Origin of the sequence: Phytohabitans maris, from assembly GCF_031085175.1 — a bacterium.
Lineage (GTDB): Bacteria > Actinomycetota > Actinomycetes > Mycobacteriales > Micromonosporaceae > Phytohabitans > Phytohabitans maris.
Genome location: NZ_JAVHUY010000010.1, coordinates 1 through 15,775, shown reverse-complemented (window position 1 = coordinate 15,775; position 15,775 = coordinate 1). Strand labels below are relative to the sequence as shown.

The window sequence follows — 15,775 nt, the reverse complement described above, 5'->3', positions numbered from 1 at the left end:
GAGCGCCGAGCGACGGAGCGCCGGAAGACACGGCTTGGATGAATCCGGTCGCGCGGTAGAGGATGCAAGCGTGTCAGCGGAGGTCAGCGGAGCGCCCCCGGCGGCGGAGCACGTCCGCCGCGTCCGGCTGCCCGCTGACCGGCGTACGCCGGCGGCGGCCCGGGCGGTGGTGCGGTCCGTGCTGGCCGAGGCCCACCTGGACGAACTGCTCAACGAGGCCCTACTGCTGACCACCGAGCTCTCCACCAACGCCGTGGTGCACGCCGGCACGGAGCTGGACATCGAGGTCATCGCGGGCCCGACCGGGCTGATGGTGACGGTGACGGACTACGAGGCCAGCACGGCGGAGAGCCTGACGGCTGGTCCACGTAACACGGAAATAGACATCTCGGACGTATCGGAACGCGGGCGCGGCCTGCTGCTCGTCGACCACTTCGCCAGCCGGTGGGGCACCACCCACCTGCCGACGGGCAAGGGCGTGTGGTTCCGGCTCGACCGTAAGACCGTGCCCCCCGCCGGCTCGCTCCCCGAGGCACCCGCGCCGACCGCTGGCGCGATCACCGCGCTGCTGCAGATCGCACCCGAGCCGCACGCCGAAGACGCGCTCGCCGACTTCGCCGGCCACCTGCTGGCCCGCGTGTCCGAGCTGGTGGGTGCTGCCGGCGGTGCCGTACGCCTCGACCGGGGCGAGGGGAGCGGGTCGCAGCTCCTGGCCCGGTACGGCCGGCAGCCCCGGGCCGGCGCCGAGCTGCTGCGGGTGCCGCTCAACGTCAACCGGCCGTACTCGGGAGAGCTGGAGCTCGACGTCGCGCCCTCCGGGTACGCGGGGCCGCTGGCCGGGCTGGCCGCCGAGCGCCTCGCGCTGCACCTGGAAAACGACCGGCTGCGCCGCGCCGACCTGCGCCGCCAGACCTGGCTGACGTTCCTCGCCGAGGCGAGCGAGCTGCTCGCCCAGTCGCTCGACGTCAACCTGACGCTCGCCCTCATCCCCCAGCTCGTGGTGCCCCGGCTCGGGCTGTGGTGCGCGGTGCACACCACCGACGAGTGGGGCCGGCTCCAGCTGGCCGCCGCCACCCACGCCGACGAGTCGTCGCTGCCTCAGGTGCACGCGCTGTTTCAGGAGAGCGGGCCGGACGCGCCGATCACCCGGCTCCGGGAGGCCTCACGCACCGGCTCACAGGTGCCGCTCGGTGCGCCGCTGGAGGGCTTCGCCGTACCGCTCGTCGCGCGCGGGCAGCGCCTCGGCACGCTGTCGGTCGGGCGGCACCAGCGGCACCGGCACGACGCCGAGGAGATCGCCATCCTCGAAGACGTCGCCCGCCGCGCCGCGCTCGCGGTCGACAACGCCCGCATCCACGAGGAGCGCCGCCGGGTCGCGCACACGCTCCAGCAGTCGCTGCTGCCGCCGGTACTGCCGGTGGTCAAGGGCATCGGCTTCGCCGCCGAGTACGTGCCGACCGGCGACGCCGCGGAGGTGGGCGGCGACTTCTACGACGTCGTGCCGCTCCCCGACGAGCGGTGGCTCGTGGTGGTCGGCGACGTATCCGGCAAGGGCGTGCAGGCGGCGGCGGTCACCGGCCTGGTTCGCGACGTGATCCGGGTGCTCGTCCGCGACGGCAAGCCGCTGCCCGAGGCGCTCGTCCGGCTCAACGACACGCTCGTCGAGCGGGGCGGCGGGCGGTACTGCACGCTGGCGCTCGCCGCGGTCGCCCGCGGCGACGGCGACCAGCTCGACGTCTCACTCCACCTGGCCGGCCACGACCGGCCGGTCCTGGTCCGCGCGGACGGGCGGGCGTCGTTCGTGGGTACCGGTGGCACCGCCCTCGGCCTGCTCGACTCGATCGCCACGCCGGTCGCCACCGTGCCGCTCAGCCCCGGCGACGCGCTCGTCTTCTACACCGACGGCGTGACCGAGCGGCGCCGCGGCCGCGAGCTCTTTGGCCCGGAGCGGCTGCGCGACACGGCCGCGCCGCTCGCCGGCTACTCCGCCGACGTCGTGGCCGCCCGGATCCGGACGGCCACGATGGGGTTTTCACCCGAGGAACCCCGCGACGACATCGCCATCCTCGTACTGCGAAACGATCCCGAGAACTGATCCTCAGAGGCCGGAGATCTGCTCCCTGAGCTGGCGATACTGCTCGCGCTGCTCGTCGGTGACGTTGACCAGCTCGTCGGTCTCGCCGACCTGGCGCACCTCGATCACCGCCTCGACACCCGGCGGGACGGCGACCTCGACCGGGCAGCGGGAGGCCCACTCGATGGCCTCCTCCTTCGACCGCACCTGGATCAGGTAGAAGCCGGCGATCAGCTCCTTGGCCTCGGCGAACGGCCCGTCGACCACGCTCCGCTTGCCATCCTTGTAGATCACGCGGGCGCCGGCCGCGCTCGGGTAGAGCCCCTCGGCGGCGAGCAGGACGCCGGCCTTGGCCAGGTCCTCGTTGAACTTCATCATCGCGCTGATGAGCTCCCCGGGCGGCTGGGTGATGGCGGCGCTGTCGCCACCCTCCGGCGTCGGCGGGTCGCCCTTGAGAAGCAGCATGAATCGCATGGTCTGGACTCCTCTGTCTCGTTCGTAGCCACCATTGGCTTACCAACGCGTCGAACGGGGCGCACGCGAATCGACGCTCAGGCTCCGAAAAATCTGCCGGGGGCGAGCCGGCCCGCCGGATCGAAGCGCTCCTTGACCCGGCGCACGAGATCCGGGCTGGCCACCGGGCCCCACAGGTCGACCGCGTCGCGGATCGCGGGCGGGGCGGAGACGACCACGCAGGAGCCGGCGCGGGCGAGCAGCACGCTGCGCACCGCCTCCAGCACGGCGGCGACCCGGTCGGGGTGCGCGCTGCCGGGGAGCGACGCGTGGATCACGCCGGTGCCGGCCGAACCGCGCACCGGCACGGCCGCGCCCGCCGCGTCGCGGATCGCGTAGATGGCGGCGTGCAGGTCGGCCGAGGGGACGACGACCCGCAACGCGACGTCGTCGGGACCGAACGGGTATCGCCCCCACCAGGCCGGCGGCTCGGAACGGATCGAGGCGTCGCCGCCGAGCAGGTCGGCGACCTTGGTGGAGCGCTCCAGCACCTCGCCGGGCTCCCCTTCGACCAGCACCGCGAGCGTGCCGGGGCCGCGCGGCGCCCGCTGCCGGGGCACGAGCACGGGCCGGCTGGCCGGGAGGTCGAGCTCGACGGCGGTCGCCTGGACGCGGCTGCGGAGCACGGCGCGGACCAGGTCATACAGCTCCAAGGGGGTCCAGACCGAGCGCCGCACCCAGGCCCGGGAGGCCGGCTCGGAGAGCACCTTGACGGTGGCCGAGACGATCACGCCCAGCGCCCCGGACGACCCGCAGAGCAGCCGCCCCACGCCCCGGTCGGGTGTGCCCTCAGCGGCCCGGCCGCCGGAGTGGGTGAGGATGCCGGTGGCGCTCACATAGCTGACGCCGGCGAGCTGGTCGGCGACCGAGCCGTAGCGGTGGGCCAGCGGGCCGGCCTCGTCGGCGGCGATGACCCCGCCGACCGTCGCGCCGATCGAAGGGGTGTCGAGCGCCAGTCGCCAACCGCTGCGGGCGAGCGCCGACCGCGCAGCCCGCAGGGGTGTGCCCGCCCCGATCTCGGCGACGCCCTCGGTGGGCGCGTGGTGCCACACGCCGGCGAGGCGACCGGTGTCGAGCAGCAGGTCGGCGCGGGCCGGCGGGGCACCCCAGTCGAGCTTGGTGGCGGCGCCGCGGGCCACCACCGCCAGGTCGTGCTCGCCGGCGAGGCGCACGATGGCCGCGACGCCGTCGATCGTGGGCGGTGCGGCGACCCAGCTGGCCGGCGTGCCGCCGACCGTGTCGGCCGGACCGGCCAGGCGCGCGAAGCGCATGCCGCAGATGTCGACGAGGCTCCGGAAGAGGGCCCCGCGCGTCGTCATCGAACAAGTGTACGAAGACCTGCCGTGCCGGCGCCAGCCCCCATGACTCCCGGTAACGTGGTCGTACGTGACGACCGAAACCGCCGCGACCCCGCCGGTCGCCAAGCGCGTCCCCGCCGAACGCACCCACCACGGCGACACCGTCGTGGACGAGTACGCGTGGCTCGCCGACAAGGACGACCCGGACACGATCGCGTACCTCAAGGCGGAGAACGCCTTCACCGAGGCGGCCACGTCGCACCTCGCCGGCCTGCGCGACACCCTCTTCGAGGAGACCAAGCGGCGCACCAAGGAGACCGACCTCTCGGTCCCGACGCGCAAGGGCGACCACTGGTACTACACCCGGACGGTCGAGGGCCAGCAGTACGGCATCCAGTGCCGCCGGGCCGTGCGCGACGGCGAGACCGAGCCACCCTCCACTGCGGACGGTACGCCACTGGACGGCGAGGAGGTGCTGCTCGACGGCAACGCGCTCGCCGAGGGGCACGACTTCTTCGCGCTCGGCACGTTCGACGTGAGCCCCGACGGGCGGTGGCTGGCCTACTCCACCGACTTCGCCGGCGACGAGCGCTTCACGCTGCGGGTCAAGGACCTCGGCAGCGGCGAGGTGCTGGCCGACGAGGTGCCCGACACGTTCTACGGCAGCGCCTGGTCCGCCGACGGCTCGACGCTCTTCTACCTGACCGTCGACGAGGCGTGGCGGCCGTACCGGGTGTGGCGGCACGCCGTGGGCAGCGCGGCCGCCGACGACGCGATCGTCTACGAGGAGACCGACGAGCGCTTCTGGGTCGGGGTCGAGCTGACCCGCTCGGAGAAGTTCGTCGTGATCGAGGCGCACAGCAAGGTCACCAGCGAGGTGCGGGTGATCCCGGCCGCCAACCCGACCGGCGAGCCGGCGATCATCGCGCCGCGCCGGCAGGGCGTCGAGTACACGGTGGAGCACCACGGCCACCGCTTCCTGATCCTGCACAACGACGGCGCCGAGGACTTCGAGCTGGCGTACACCTCGGCCGACGCGCCGGGCGACTGGGCCACGCTGATCCCGCACACGCCGGGGACCCGGCTGGAGGGGGTCGACGCGTTCGCCAACCACCTGGTGGTCTCGCTGCGCAAGGACGGGCTGACCGGGCTGCGCGTGCTGCCGGTGGGTTCCACGAACACGTACGACATCGACTTTCCCGAGCCGATCTACAGCGTCGGCCTGGAGTCCAACCCGGAGTACGCCACGTCGACCGTGCGGCTGCACTACGCGTCGTTCGTCACGCCCGACTCGGTCTACGACTACGACCTGGTCACCCGCACGATGCAGCTGCGCAAGCAGAAGCCGGTGCTCGGCGACTTCGACCCGGCGGCGTACGAGCAGCACCGCGACTGGGCGCTCGCCGACGACGGCACCCGGGTGCCGATCTCGCTGGTCTGCCGCGCCGGCACGCCTAAGGACGGCACCGCGCCGGCGGTCATCTACGGCTACGGCTCGTACGAGGCGAGCATGGACCCCTGGTTCTCAATCCCCCGGCTGTCCCTGCTGGACCGTGGCGTGATCTTCGCGGTCGCGCACATCCGGGGCGGTGGCGAGCTCGGCCGGCGGTGGTACGAAGAGGGCAAGATGCTGGCCAAGAAGAACACGTTCACCGACTTCGTGGCCTGCGCGCGGCACCTGGTCAAGGCGGGCTGGACCGCCACCGACCGGCTCGTGGCCCGGGGCGGCTCGGCCGGTGGCCTGCTGATGGGCGCGGTGGCCAACCTGGCACCGGACGCGTTCGCCGGCGTGGTGGCACAGGTCCCCTTCGTCGACGCGCTCAACTCGATCCTCGACCCGTCGCTGCCGCTGACCGTGACCGAGTGGGAGGAGTGGGGCAACCCGCTCGACGACCCCGAGGTGTACGCGTACATGAAGTCGTACACCCCGTACGAGAACGTGTCGGCTGTGGACTACCCGGCGATCCTCGCCGTGACCAGCCTCAACGACACGCGCGTGCTCTACCACGAGCCGGCGAAGTGGATCGCGCGGCTGCGGGCGACGGCACCGTCCGGCCAGTATCTGCTCAAGACCGAGATGGGCGCGGGCCACGGCGGCCCGAGCGGCCGGTACGACGCCTGGAAGGAAGAGGCGTTCGTCGCCGCCTGGATCCTCGACCGCCTCGCCCGTGCCTAGGGCCTGTTTCGAAAATCCTCGCCGGGCTGCGCCGGGTCCAGACGACGACCGGCGGCGCCGGGCGTAAGGCCGCATACAACACCGGTATGCGACCTTGCGCCCGACTTGCCGGATCGCCGCCTGGACTCCGGCTCGCCTCGACAATCCTTTTGAAACAGGCCCTAGAGCGGCCCGCTGGCCCGCTGGGCTGGCTGGCGGTCAGCGGACGGTGAGGGCTGAGCGGAGGCCGGTGATGTCGAGTACGCGTTGCAGGAAGTCACCCACGTTGGTGAGCAACAACACGCTCTGTGAGTGACTCGCCTTCTTGGTCAGGACCACGATCGTGCCGAGGCCCTGGGAGTCACAGAACGTGATGCCGGCCATGTCTAGGACGATGCGGACCGGCGCGTCGGTCAGGACCTCGTTGACGACGCGGGAGAGCCGGGCCGCGGTGAGCATGTCGATTTCGCCCGCGAGCTTGAGCACAGTCTCGTCGGGTTCACGTAGCACCGCGATGGACAACTCCGGACGTTCCACCCCATCAGCCTATCGTGATCTAGAGCGAGGCGCCCGGTGGAAGGTCGCTGCCTGGGGTGCTTTGCCCCCGTGTCAGGTAACGCTGTCAGAATGGCTGGACCGTGAGTGACACGCCGAGATCCGACGCCCTCTTCGACCGGGCCCGCGCCATCGTGCCGGGCGGGGTCAACTCGCCCGTACGTGCGTTCCGTGCGGTCGGCGGCACGCCCCGTTTCATGGTCCGTGGTGACGGTCCGTGGTTGTTCGACGCCGACGACCGCCGCTACGTCGACCTTGTCTGCTCGTGGGGCCCGCTGATCCACGGCCATGCCCACCCCGAGGTGGTCGCCGCCGTGCAGGCCGCCGCCGCGCGGGGCACCAGCTTCGGCACGCCCACGCCGGGCGAGGTCGAGCTTGCCGAGGAGATCGTCCGGCGCACCCAGATCGAGCAGGTGCGCCTGGTCAACTCCGGCACCGAGGCGACCATGTCGGCGATCCGGCTGGCCCGCGGCTTCACCGGCCGGGCCAAGGTCGTCAAGTTCGCCGGCTGCTACCACGGGCACGTCGACGCGCTGCTCGCCGCCGCCGGCTCGGGCGTGGCCACGCTCGGGCTGCCCGACTCGCCAGGCGTCACCGGCGCGGCCGCGAGCGAGACGATCGTGCTGCCGTACAACGACGTGGCCGCGGTGGAGGCCGCCTTCGCCGGGGGCGAGCAGATCGCGGCCGTGATCACCGAGGCGGCGGCGGGCAACATGGGCGTGGTGCCGCCCCGCGACGGGTTCAACAAGGCGCTCGCCGAGATCGCCCACCGGTACGGCGCGCTGCTCATCGTAGACGAGGTCATGACCGGCTTCCGGGTGGCCCGCGGCGGCTGGGCCGAGCTTGAGCCGATCGACGCCGACCTGTACACGTTCGGGAAGGTCATGGGGGGTGGCCTGCCCGCCGCGGCCTTCGGCGGGCGCACGGAGATCATGTCTCGCCTCGCCCCCGCCGGCCCGGTCTACCAGGCCGGCACGCTCTCCGGAAACCCGCTCGCCTGCGCCGCCGGGCTGGCCAGCCTGCGCCTCGCCGGCGCGGAGACCTACCGCCGACTGGACGAGACGGCCGCCGTCGTGGGCGGGCTCGCCAGCGAGGCGCTCGGCAAGGCCGGGGTCCCGCACCAGCTCGCGTACGCGGGCAACATGTTTTCGATCTTCTTCACCGGCGACTCCGTGTTCGACTACGACAGCGCTCGGACCCAGGACGTGGCCGCGTTCAAGGCGTTCTTCCACGCGATGCTGGACGGCGGTGTCTACCTGCCGCCCAGCGCGTTCGAAGCATGGTTCGTATCCACCGCGATCGGCGACGACGCGCTGGAAGTGATATCGACGGCCCTGCCCGTGGCAGCGGCGGCCGCGGCGGCGACGGGGAGCGGGGCATGACAGGCAGCACCACGGTGGTGCACGTGCTGCGGCACGGGGAAGTGCACAACCCAGAGAAGATCTTGTACGGGCGGCTGCCCGGCTTCCGCCTCTCCGAGCTGGGCGGGCAGATGGCCAAGGCGGCGGCGCAGGCCCTCGCCGAGCGCGACATCACGCACGTGGTGGCCAGCCCGCTGGAGCGTGCCCAGGAGACGGCCGAGCCGATCGCGGCGCAGTTCAAGCTGCCGGTGGCGACCGACGCGCGGCTGATCGAGAGCGCCAACTGGTTCGAGGGCAGGAAGGTCGGGCCGGGCGACGGCTCCTTTCGTGACCCGCGCAACTGGTGGGTGCTGCGCGACCCGGTGACCCCGTCCTGGGGCGAGCCGTACAAGCAGATCGCCGAGCGGATGTTTGCCGCGCTGCACGCCGCGCGGGTGGCGGCCGAGGGGCACGAGGCGGTCTGCGTCTCGCACCAGCTGCCGGTGTGGATCCTCCGGCGGTACGTCGAGCGCAAGCGGCTCTGGCACGACCCGCGGCGCCGCCAGTGCAGCCTGGCCAGCCTCACCTCGTTCCACTTCGAAGACACGAAGATCGTCGGCATCGGCTACTCCGAGCCGGCCGCACACCTGGTCGCGATGTCCCCGGGCGCCCGGACGGCCAAAGGCGCCTGATGCGTTTCCGCGCCGCGCTCCTCGCCGCCGCCATCCTCGCCGCCGCGCTCACCGCGTGCGGCGGCGCGAGCGACGACTGCCAGCCCACGTCGTCGAAGGTGATCGAGTGCGCGCCCGAAAAGCGTCCGGCCGCCCCACCGCTCTCCGGCGAGCTGCTCGAGGGCGGCCGGTACGAGCTGAGCCAGGACCGCGGGCAGGTCGTGGTGGTCAACTTCTGGGGTTCGTGGTGCGCGCCCTGCCGGGCCGAGATCGACGACCTTGAGCAGGTGTACCAGGCCACGAAGGACCAGGGCGTGCGCTTCCTCGGCATCAACGTACGGGACGACCGCGACAAGGCCAAGGCGTTCCACAGCGGCAAGGTGTCGTACCCGAGCGTGCTCGACCCGTCCAGCAAGCTCGCCCTCGACTTCGAGATCCCGCCCAACAGCATCCCAGCGACGATCGTGCTCGACCGGGAGGGGCGGATCGCGGTGGTGATCCGGACGTCCATCACGGCGGCCGAGTTCGAGCCGGTCGTGGCCCGCCTGGCGGCCGAGGCGAGCTGACATGGGCGAGACGTTTCGCCAGCTGGCCGACGGGGGACCGCTCGCGCTGGCGATCGGTGCCGCCGCGCTCGCCGGACTGGTCAGCTTCCTCTCGCCCTGCGTGCTCCCGCTGGTGCCGGGCTACCTGTCGTACGTCACCGGGCTCTCCGGAGCCGAGCTCGACGCGGGCACCGAACGGATGCGCCGGGTGCTCGCCGGCACCTCGTTGTTCATCGCCGGCTTCACGGTCGTCTTCACGCTGACCGCCGTCCTGTTCACCAGCGCCACCGGTGCGCTGCTCGGCAACCGGCGCACCCTGGAGATCATCGGCGGTGCGCTGATCATCCTGCTCGGGCTGGCGTTCCTCGGTCTCGTACCCGGGATGCAGCGCGAGTTCCGGATCCACCGGCTGCCCAACGCGGGGCTGCTCGGCGCGCCGGTCTTCGGCGCGGTCTTCGCGCTCTCCTGGGTGCCATGCGTCGGCCCGACGCTCGGCGCGGTGCTGACCATGGCGTCGGTCAGCGGCAAGACCGACCGGGCCGTGGTGCTCGCGGTCGCGTACTGCCTCGGGCTCGGCCTGCCGTTCGTCGCGTTCGGGCTGGGTTTCCGCCGGCTGCTCGGCGTCTTCAAGGCGATCCGGCGCAACAGCCGGTGGGTCACCCGGGCCGGCGGGGCGCTGCTGATCGTGGTCGGGCTCGCGCTGGTCACCGGCGGCTGGCAGAGCTTTCTCATCTGGCTCCAGACGACGGTCGGCGTCGGGGAGGTGAGCATCTAATGCACCCCAAGCAGACGCTCCGCTTCGCTCCACGTCTCCCCGGGGGCCCCGCGTGGTCGTGACCGAGGACCGCACCTCGACCGCGGCACCGAGCCCGCGGCGGACCAACCCGGTGCTCGCCCTGCTGCGCAACTCCTGGCGGCAGCTGACCAGCATGCGTACCGCGCTGATGCTGCTCTTCCTGCTCGCGGTCGCGGCGATCCCCGGCTCGGTGCTGCCGCAGCGCGGCGTCAACGCCGACGACGTCGACCGGTACTTCGTCGAGCACCCCGACCTCGCCCCGATCCTCGACCGGCTGGGCATGTTCGAGGTGTTCGCCTCGGTCTGGTTCTCCGCGATCTACCTGCTGCTGTTCACCTCGCTGGTCGGCTGCGTGGTGCCGCGCCTGGCCGACCACTGGCGGGCGATGCGCAGCGCACCGCCGAACGCGCCGGCCCGCCTCGACCGCCTGCCGCAGCACGCGACCGTCGAGGACCCCGTCGGTGGGGTCGAGGAGATCGGCGCCGCGCTGCGCAAGCGCCGCTGGCGGGTCGCGGTCCGCGGTGACACGGTCTCGGCCGAAAAGGGGTACCTGAAGGAGACCGGCAACCTGCTCTTCCACTTCGCGCTGCTCGCGGTGCTGGCCGGGGTGGGCTTCGGATCCTGGTACGGCTGGCACGGCAACCGGCTGCTCGTCGCCGGCCCCGACACGGCGTTCTGCAACACGCTCCAGCAGTTCGACGAGTCCGGGCTCGGCCCCCGGGTCGACGCGGCCGACCTGCCCCGCTTCTGCCTGGAGCTGACCGACTTCAAGGCCGACTTCCTGGCGAGCGGGCAGCCGTCGTCCTTCAAGGCGACCGTCCGCGTGGACGACGGGCCGGCGCGCGACTTCTCGGTCAACTCCCCGCTCCGGCTCGACGGCGCCAACGTGTACCTGCTCGGCCACGGGTACGCGCCGGTGATCCGCTACACGGACCGGTACGGGCAGGCGCAGACCACGGTCGCTCCGTTCCTGACCGTCGACGGCATGCTGACCAGCGAGGGTGTGGCCGCGTTCCCGGACGCCAACGTCGACCCCAAGGCCGGCGGCGCCCGCGACCCGAATGCGCAGGTCGCGTTCGAAGGGCTCTACCTGCCGACGGCGCCGGACCAGCCGCCGTACACCCGCTCGGTCTTTCCCGCGGAGCGCTCGCCGGCCCTGATGCTCTTCGCGTACCGGGGCAACCTCGGGCTCGACGCCGGCATCCCGGGCTCGGTCTACCGCCTCGACCAGCGGCAGGTGGACAGCGGCCGGCTCAAGCGGGTGGGCGAGGCGACGCTGCTGCGGGTCGGCGAGAAGATGACGCTCGACGACGGCAGCTCGGTGGAGTTCCTCGGGACGCGGCAGTACGCGACCCTCTCCGTCCGCTACGACCCGGGCGAGAAGATCGCGCTTGGCGGTGCGGCGGTCGGCCTGCTCGGGCTGCTGCTGTCGCTGACCGGCAGGCGCCGGAGGGTCTTCTTCCGCGTCACTACGTCAGGTAGTAGTTTGGTGGAGGCCGGTGGGCTGCCGCGCACCGACTACTCCGGCTTCGCGGAGGAGTTCAAGCAGATCATCGAGTCTGTGGAGAAGAAGCGCTGATGTCCGCACTGTCCGATCAGCTCCTGGTCGTCGCGATCCTGTCGTACGTCGCGGCGATGGTCTGCCACGCCGCCGAGTACGCGTTCGGCAACCGCAGCCACATCGGCCGCGCCGCCACGCGGCCGGCCCGCGAGCTCGTCGCCGTCGGTGCCGGATCCACCGCCGCGGCGGACGCGCCGCCGCCGGTGGTCGAGGAGGCGGCTCCGTCCGGGCGCGGCCGTGCGGCCCTGGCCGGCAAGGCGGCCGTCGCGGTGACCGCCCTGGCCGCGCTCCTGCACCTCGGTACGCTCGTCACCCGCGGTATCGCGGCGGAGCGCATGCCGTGGGGCAACATGTACGAGTTCGTGCTCTCGGTGACGTTCGTGGGCAGCGCGGCCTGGCTCGTCGTCCTCTCCCGCCGGCCGGCGATCCGCCACCTGGGGCTGTTCGTCGCGACCGCCATGGTGCTGCTGCTCGGCCTCGCCGGCATGGTGCTCTACACCGACGTCGCGCCGCTGGTGCCCGCGCTCAAGTCGGCCTGGTTCGTCGTGCACGTGTCGGCGGCCGTGCTCTCCTCCGGCATCTTCCTGCTCGGCTTCGTGCCGGCCGCCATGTTTCTCATCCGCAGCGGCTACGACCGGGGCAAGCGCAGCTTCCCGTACTCGCTCGGCCCGCGCGTGCCCGAAGCGGCCAGCCTCGACCGGCTGACGTTCCGGCTGCACGCGTTCGCGTTTCCGATCTGGACCTTCGGCGCGCTGATCGCCGGCCCGATCTGGGCCGAGGCCGCGTGGGGCCGTTACTGGGGCTGGGACCCCAAAGAGGTGTGGGCGTTCATCTCCTGGATCGTCTACGCCGGCTACCTGCACGCGCGCGCGACGCCGAGCGTCAAGCGCACGACCGCGACCTGGATCGCGGTGATCGGCTGGCTCACCATGCTGATGAACCTCTTCGGCGTCAACATCTTCTTCACCGGCCTCCACTCGTACGGCGGCCTGTAGCCGCCGCTCAGCAGGTGCCCGCGGTCCAGGTGTCGAAGCGGATCGCCCAGTCGAGGCAGTAACCGTCCGTGCTGCCGCCCGAAGCGGTGCGTACGTCGCTCTCCCGCCAGTACCGCGTCGCGTCGCCGTCGCGCACCTGCACGTTGTCGACCGCGATCCGCGGCACCTGGATCGTCCCCTCGCCGTCGATGTGCACCTCGACGTACTGCTCCAGATGTGCCCGGGGCGCCCCCAGACGCTGGCTGGTCAGCAGGTGCCAGCCGTCCCGCCACCAGAGCCACGCCTCCCATACGCCGTCTCGCGTGGTGTGTATGGAAATCCATATCTGGTCGCCATCCGCGAGCTCGTACTGGTTGTAAAAGCTCCACGCCTTGCGGTTGGTGTCATACGTGTACACCCGCTGGCGCCCGTCGCCGGACCATCCCGTTTCCGCCCAACCGGCTTCCAACCACGACGTACGTCCGTCCGATTCGCGCTTGGCCATGAAGCGGGCGGCGACGAAGTCGTACGTACCGGCGCGGACACCGGTATCGCGTACGGTGAGCCGTCCCAGCACTCCTGTCCAATCACCGACAGTTCCTGCGCCGAGGTGGTGATAGGTACCGCTTGCGGCTGACAAGGATGGTTCGCCGGTAAGGAGCAACACGGCGCAGACCGCGGTAGTCGCGAGTCGCCTGCGAAGTCTCACGTCTGAAAAACCGGCGATTGAGCCGGCGGTGACTCACTCGAAGCAAATGGTCCGAACGGGTGACCCTCGAAGGAATTAAATCCACGAAGATGGTTTGCGTCTTTGCCCGCCGGGGCAGGCGACGCACCCTTGTCCACCGTGGACGATGGTTTTCGAAACGGGGAGTCTGAAGTGTCCCAACTTCGCCGAGTTGGTCGCTCGGCCATGGCCGGAATCGCGCTCGCCGCCATGGCGACGGCCGCGACCATCTCCAGCCCAGGAGCCGCATTCGCGGGCCCGCCCGACGGGGAGAAGGTGCCGAGCATCCTCGGCGCCACCGACAAGAGCGCCATCAAGGACAGCTACATCGTCGTGCTGAAGGACAGCAAGGCCGGCGCCGCCAAGGTCGACGCCAGTGCCAAGGCGCTCACGAGGCAGTTCGGCGGTGCCGTTTCGCACACCTACAGCCGCTCCATCCGCGGCTTCGCGGCGCGGATGAGCGAGGCGCAGGCCAAGAAGCTTGCCACCAGCGCCGATGTGGCTTACGTCGAGCAAAACCGCAAGGTGTCCAAGAGCGACACCCAGGTAAACCCGCCGTCGTGGGGCCTGGACCGGCTGGACCAGATCTTCGCGCCGCTCAACAAGCGCTTCGTGTACCCGAACACGGCGAGCAACGTGCACGCGTACGTCATCGACAGCGGCATCAGGATCACGCACCAGGAGTTCGGCGGGCGGGCCAGCTACGGCTACGACTTCGTCGACGGCGACGCCGTCGCGAGCGACTGTGACGGCCACGGCACGCACGTCGCCGGCACCATCGGCGGCACCAACTACGGCGTGGCCAAGGGCGTCCAGCTGGTGGCCGTGCGGGTCCTCGACTGCGTCGGCAGCGGCACACTGGCAGGCGTCCTCGGCGGCGTCGACTGGGTCACCGCGAACGCGGTGAAGCCGGCGGTCGCCAACATGAGCCTGGGCGGTAGCCCCAGCAGCGCACTCGACGCCGCGGTGGAGGCCTCCATCAACTCCGGTGTCTCCTACGCCGTCGCCGCCGGAAACGAAGACATGGACGCCTGCGGGGGGTCGCCGGCCCGTACGCCGAACGCGATCACCGTGGGCGCCACGGACGAGGTCGACTTCCGCGCGTCCTTCTCCAACTACGGATCCTGCGTCGACATCCACGCACCGGGCAACAACATCCCGTCCTCCGTGGCCTCCAGCGACACGGCGATCGACAGGTACAGCGGTACGTCGATGGCCAGCCCGCACGTTGCCGGCGCCGCCGCGCTCCTCCTCTCGGCCAACCCGACCTGGTCGCCCACGCAGGTGCGAAACGTCATCGTGTTCGGCGGCACCCGGCGGGTCGTCCGCAACACGGCCGTGACCGGCACGTCTGACGTGATGCTGCGCATCGGCACCGTGGTCGTGCCGTTCGTCACCGGCCTGCGTTCACTGACCAACGGCAAGAACGTCTCGGTGGGGTCCAACGGCACCCAGCCGCTGACCGCCAACAAGCCCTTGACGGAGATCGGCGACTCGGAGAAGTTCACGTCGGTGCCCGCCGGAGGCGGCTACTACGCGTTCGCGTCCTGGGTGAACGGCAAGCACGTCAGCGCCACCTCGGGCGGCACCGGCTCGCTGGTCGCCAGCGCCACCACCATCACCGACGCCGAGCGGTTCCTGCCGGTCATGAACGGTGACGGCACGGTCAGCCTGATCGCCAAGGTAAACGGCAAGTACGTCACCGCGCCGAACGGCGGCGCCTCGCCGCTGGTCGCCAGCGCCAGCACGATCGGCCAGGCAGAGAAGTTCATCTGGGCCTCACCGGCGGCGGTCGTCGCGCTGCGCGCGGTCGTCAACAGCAAGATCGTCACCGCGCCGAACAACGGTGCCAACCCACTGATCGCCAGCGCCACCGCGGTCACGCACCTGGAGAAGTTCGACATGCTCGACCTCGGCGACGACGCCGTCGCGCTGCGGTCTCACTCCAACAGGCGCTACGTCACCGTCCCGACGACCCCCACCTCGCCGCTCATCGCCAACGCCACCACGGCCGGCCCGTCACAGCAGCTCTGGCTGTACCACTACGGCGACGGCAGCCTGCTGTTCCAGTCCACCACCACCGGTTATCTGGTGCAGGCGCCAAACAACGGCAACTCGGCCCTGAACTCGAACTTCGACCCGTTCGGGCCCGTAGACATCGGCCCGGCGCAGCAGTTCTTCCACGAGGTCATCTCCGTCAACTAGGGCCTGTTTCAAAAGGATTGTCGAGGCGAGCCGGAGTCCAGGCGGCGATCCGGCGCCGCCGGTCGTCGTCTGGGCCCGGCGCAGCCCGGCAAGGATTTCGAAACAGGCCCTAAACACCGCAACGCCCGGTGGGGGGGGGGGGGGGGGGGGGGGGGCGGCCCCCCCCGGGCGGTCGGGGTAGGGGGGGGGGGGGCCCCCCGGCCCACGCCGGCTTATGGAACCGCCGCTACCTCCACGTCGCGTCAGGCGAAGCTCGAAGAACCCTTCAACTCGACTCTGAGCAAACTCCGAGGTACGGCTCAGCCGCCTGCGAGGTGAGCCACCGAGACTCGCGGTTCATGGGCGTTCGCCGGAAGAGATG

General features: G+C 71.3%; 13 protein-coding genes. 9 read left to right on the top strand and 4 right to left on the bottom strand.

Translation table 11 applies throughout. The annotated features are described in order from the left end of the window. Positions 1–70: 70 nt before the first annotated feature. The gene (locus tag RB614_RS12375) at positions 71–2,095 is read left to right on the top strand and encodes a SpoIIE family protein phosphatase (protein ID WP_428982984.1); all 2,025 of its coding nucleotides are present in this window, start codon (positions 71–73) and stop codon (positions 2,093–2,095) included. A gap of 3 nt (positions 2,096–2,098) precedes the next feature. Here the strand turns inward: RB614_RS12375 and RB614_RS12370 are convergent, their stop codons facing one another. Then, positions 2,099–2,539 (bottom strand): YciI family protein, encoded by a 441-nt coding sequence (locus tag RB614_RS12370; RefSeq protein ID WP_308712593.1) that lies wholly within the window; start codon positions 2,537–2,539, stop codon positions 2,099–2,101. Between the two features lie 86 nt (positions 2,540–2,625). Further along, positions 2,626–3,906: an FAD-binding oxidoreductase gene (locus RB614_RS12365; protein WP_308712592.1), complete on the bottom strand. Its 1,281-nt coding sequence runs from the start codon at positions 3,904–3,906 to the stop codon at positions 2,626–2,628. A gap of 67 nt (positions 3,907–3,973) precedes the next feature. On the opposite strand from RB614_RS12365, the gene RB614_RS12360 reads away from it, so the two are divergent. Further along, positions 3,974–6,061, top strand: a complete 2,088-nt coding sequence (locus RB614_RS12360; RefSeq protein WP_308712591.1) for a S9 family peptidase — start codon at positions 3,974–3,976, stop codon at positions 6,059–6,061. 198 nt (positions 6,062–6,259) lie between these two features. Here RB614_RS12360 and RB614_RS12355 read toward each other — a convergent pair whose 3' ends face one another. Further along, a complete protein-coding gene (locus RB614_RS12355; protein WP_308712590.1) occupies positions 6,260–6,577 on the bottom strand; it encodes an STAS domain-containing protein in 318 nt (105 codons plus the stop codon). Positions 6,578–6,678: 101 nt separating this feature from the next. Between RB614_RS12355 and hemL the strand changes: the two genes are divergently transcribed. Genes hemL through ccsB form a run of 6 tightly spaced genes read left to right on the top strand, consistent with a single transcriptional unit; the run spans position 6,679 to position 12,503 of the window. Next, complete coding sequence (gene hemL / locus RB614_RS12350) at positions 6,679–7,977, top strand: glutamate-1-semialdehyde 2,1-aminomutase (protein ID WP_308712589.1); 1,299 nt, start codon at positions 6,679–6,681, stop codon at positions 7,975–7,977. Then, the gene (locus RB614_RS12345; protein WP_308712588.1) at positions 7,974–8,627 is read left to right on the top strand and encodes a histidine phosphatase family protein; all 654 of its coding nucleotides are present in this window, start codon (positions 7,974–7,976) and stop codon (positions 8,625–8,627) included. The genes hemL and RB614_RS12345 overlap by 4 nt, the downstream gene beginning before the upstream one ends. Further along, the gene (locus RB614_RS12340) at positions 8,627–9,172 is read left to right on the top strand and encodes a TlpA family protein disulfide reductase (RefSeq protein WP_308712587.1); all 546 of its coding nucleotides are present in this window, start codon (positions 8,627–8,629) and stop codon (positions 9,170–9,172) included. The genes RB614_RS12345 and RB614_RS12340 overlap by 1 nt, the downstream gene beginning before the upstream one ends. A 1-nt stretch (position 9,173) precedes the next feature. Continuing rightward, a complete protein-coding gene (locus tag RB614_RS12335; RefSeq protein WP_308712586.1) occupies positions 9,174–9,926 on the top strand; it encodes a cytochrome c biogenesis CcdA family protein in 753 nt (250 codons plus the stop codon). A 52-nt stretch (positions 9,927–9,978) separates the two neighbouring features. Then, on the top strand, positions 9,979–11,526 hold the full coding sequence (resB, locus tag RB614_RS12330; protein ID WP_308712585.1) for a cytochrome c biogenesis protein ResB: 1,548 nt from the start codon (positions 9,979–9,981) through the stop codon (positions 11,524–11,526). After that, a complete protein-coding gene (ccsB, locus tag RB614_RS12325; protein ID WP_308712584.1) occupies positions 11,526–12,503 on the top strand; it encodes a c-type cytochrome biogenesis protein CcsB in 978 nt (325 codons plus the stop codon). Before resB ends, ccsB begins: the two co-directional genes overlap by 1 nt. Positions 12,504–12,510: 7 nt before the next feature. Here ccsB and RB614_RS12320 read toward each other — a convergent pair whose 3' ends face one another. Next, on the bottom strand, positions 12,511–13,059 hold the full coding sequence (locus RB614_RS12320) for a hypothetical protein (protein ID WP_308712583.1): 549 nt from the start codon (positions 13,057–13,059) through the stop codon (positions 12,511–12,513). Positions 13,060–13,395: 336 nt separating this feature from the next. Here RB614_RS12320 and RB614_RS12315 point away from each other — a divergent pair, with 336 nt between their 5' ends. After that, complete coding sequence (locus RB614_RS12315) at positions 13,396–15,414, top strand: S8 family serine peptidase (RefSeq protein WP_308712582.1); 2,019 nt, start codon at positions 13,396–13,398, stop codon at positions 15,412–15,414. Positions 15,415–15,775 lie beyond the last annotated feature (361 nt).

What these genes read in the sequence shown, in the direction of transcription:
- RB614_RS12340 (WP_308712587.1), top strand. Translation starts at nt 8,627, where the DNA reads ATGCGTTTCCGCGCCGCGCTCCTCGCCGCCGCCATCCTCGCCGCCGCG.
- ccsB (WP_308712584.1), top strand. Translation starts at nt 11,526, where the DNA reads ATGTCCGCACTGTCCGATCAGCTCCTGGTCGTCGCGATCCTGTCGTAC.
- RB614_RS12370 (WP_308712593.1), bottom strand. Translation starts at nt 2,539, where the DNA reads ATGCTGCTTCTCAAGGGCGACCCGCCGACGCCGGAGGGTGGCGACAGC.
- RB614_RS12365 (WP_308712592.1), bottom strand. Translation starts at nt 3,906, where the DNA reads ATGACGACGCGCGGGGCCCTCTTCCGGAGCCTCGTCGACATCTGCGGC.
- RB614_RS12335 (WP_308712586.1), top strand. Translation starts at nt 9,174, where the DNA reads ATGGGCGAGACGTTTCGCCAGCTGGCCGACGGGGGACCGCTCGCGCTG.
- RB614_RS12345 (WP_308712588.1), top strand. Translation starts at nt 7,974, where the DNA reads ATGACAGGCAGCACCACGGTGGTGCACGTGCTGCGGCACGGGGAAGTG.
- RB614_RS12315 (WP_308712582.1), top strand. Translation starts at nt 13,396, where the DNA reads ATGGCCGGAATCGCGCTCGCCGCCATGGCGACGGCCGCGACCATCTCC.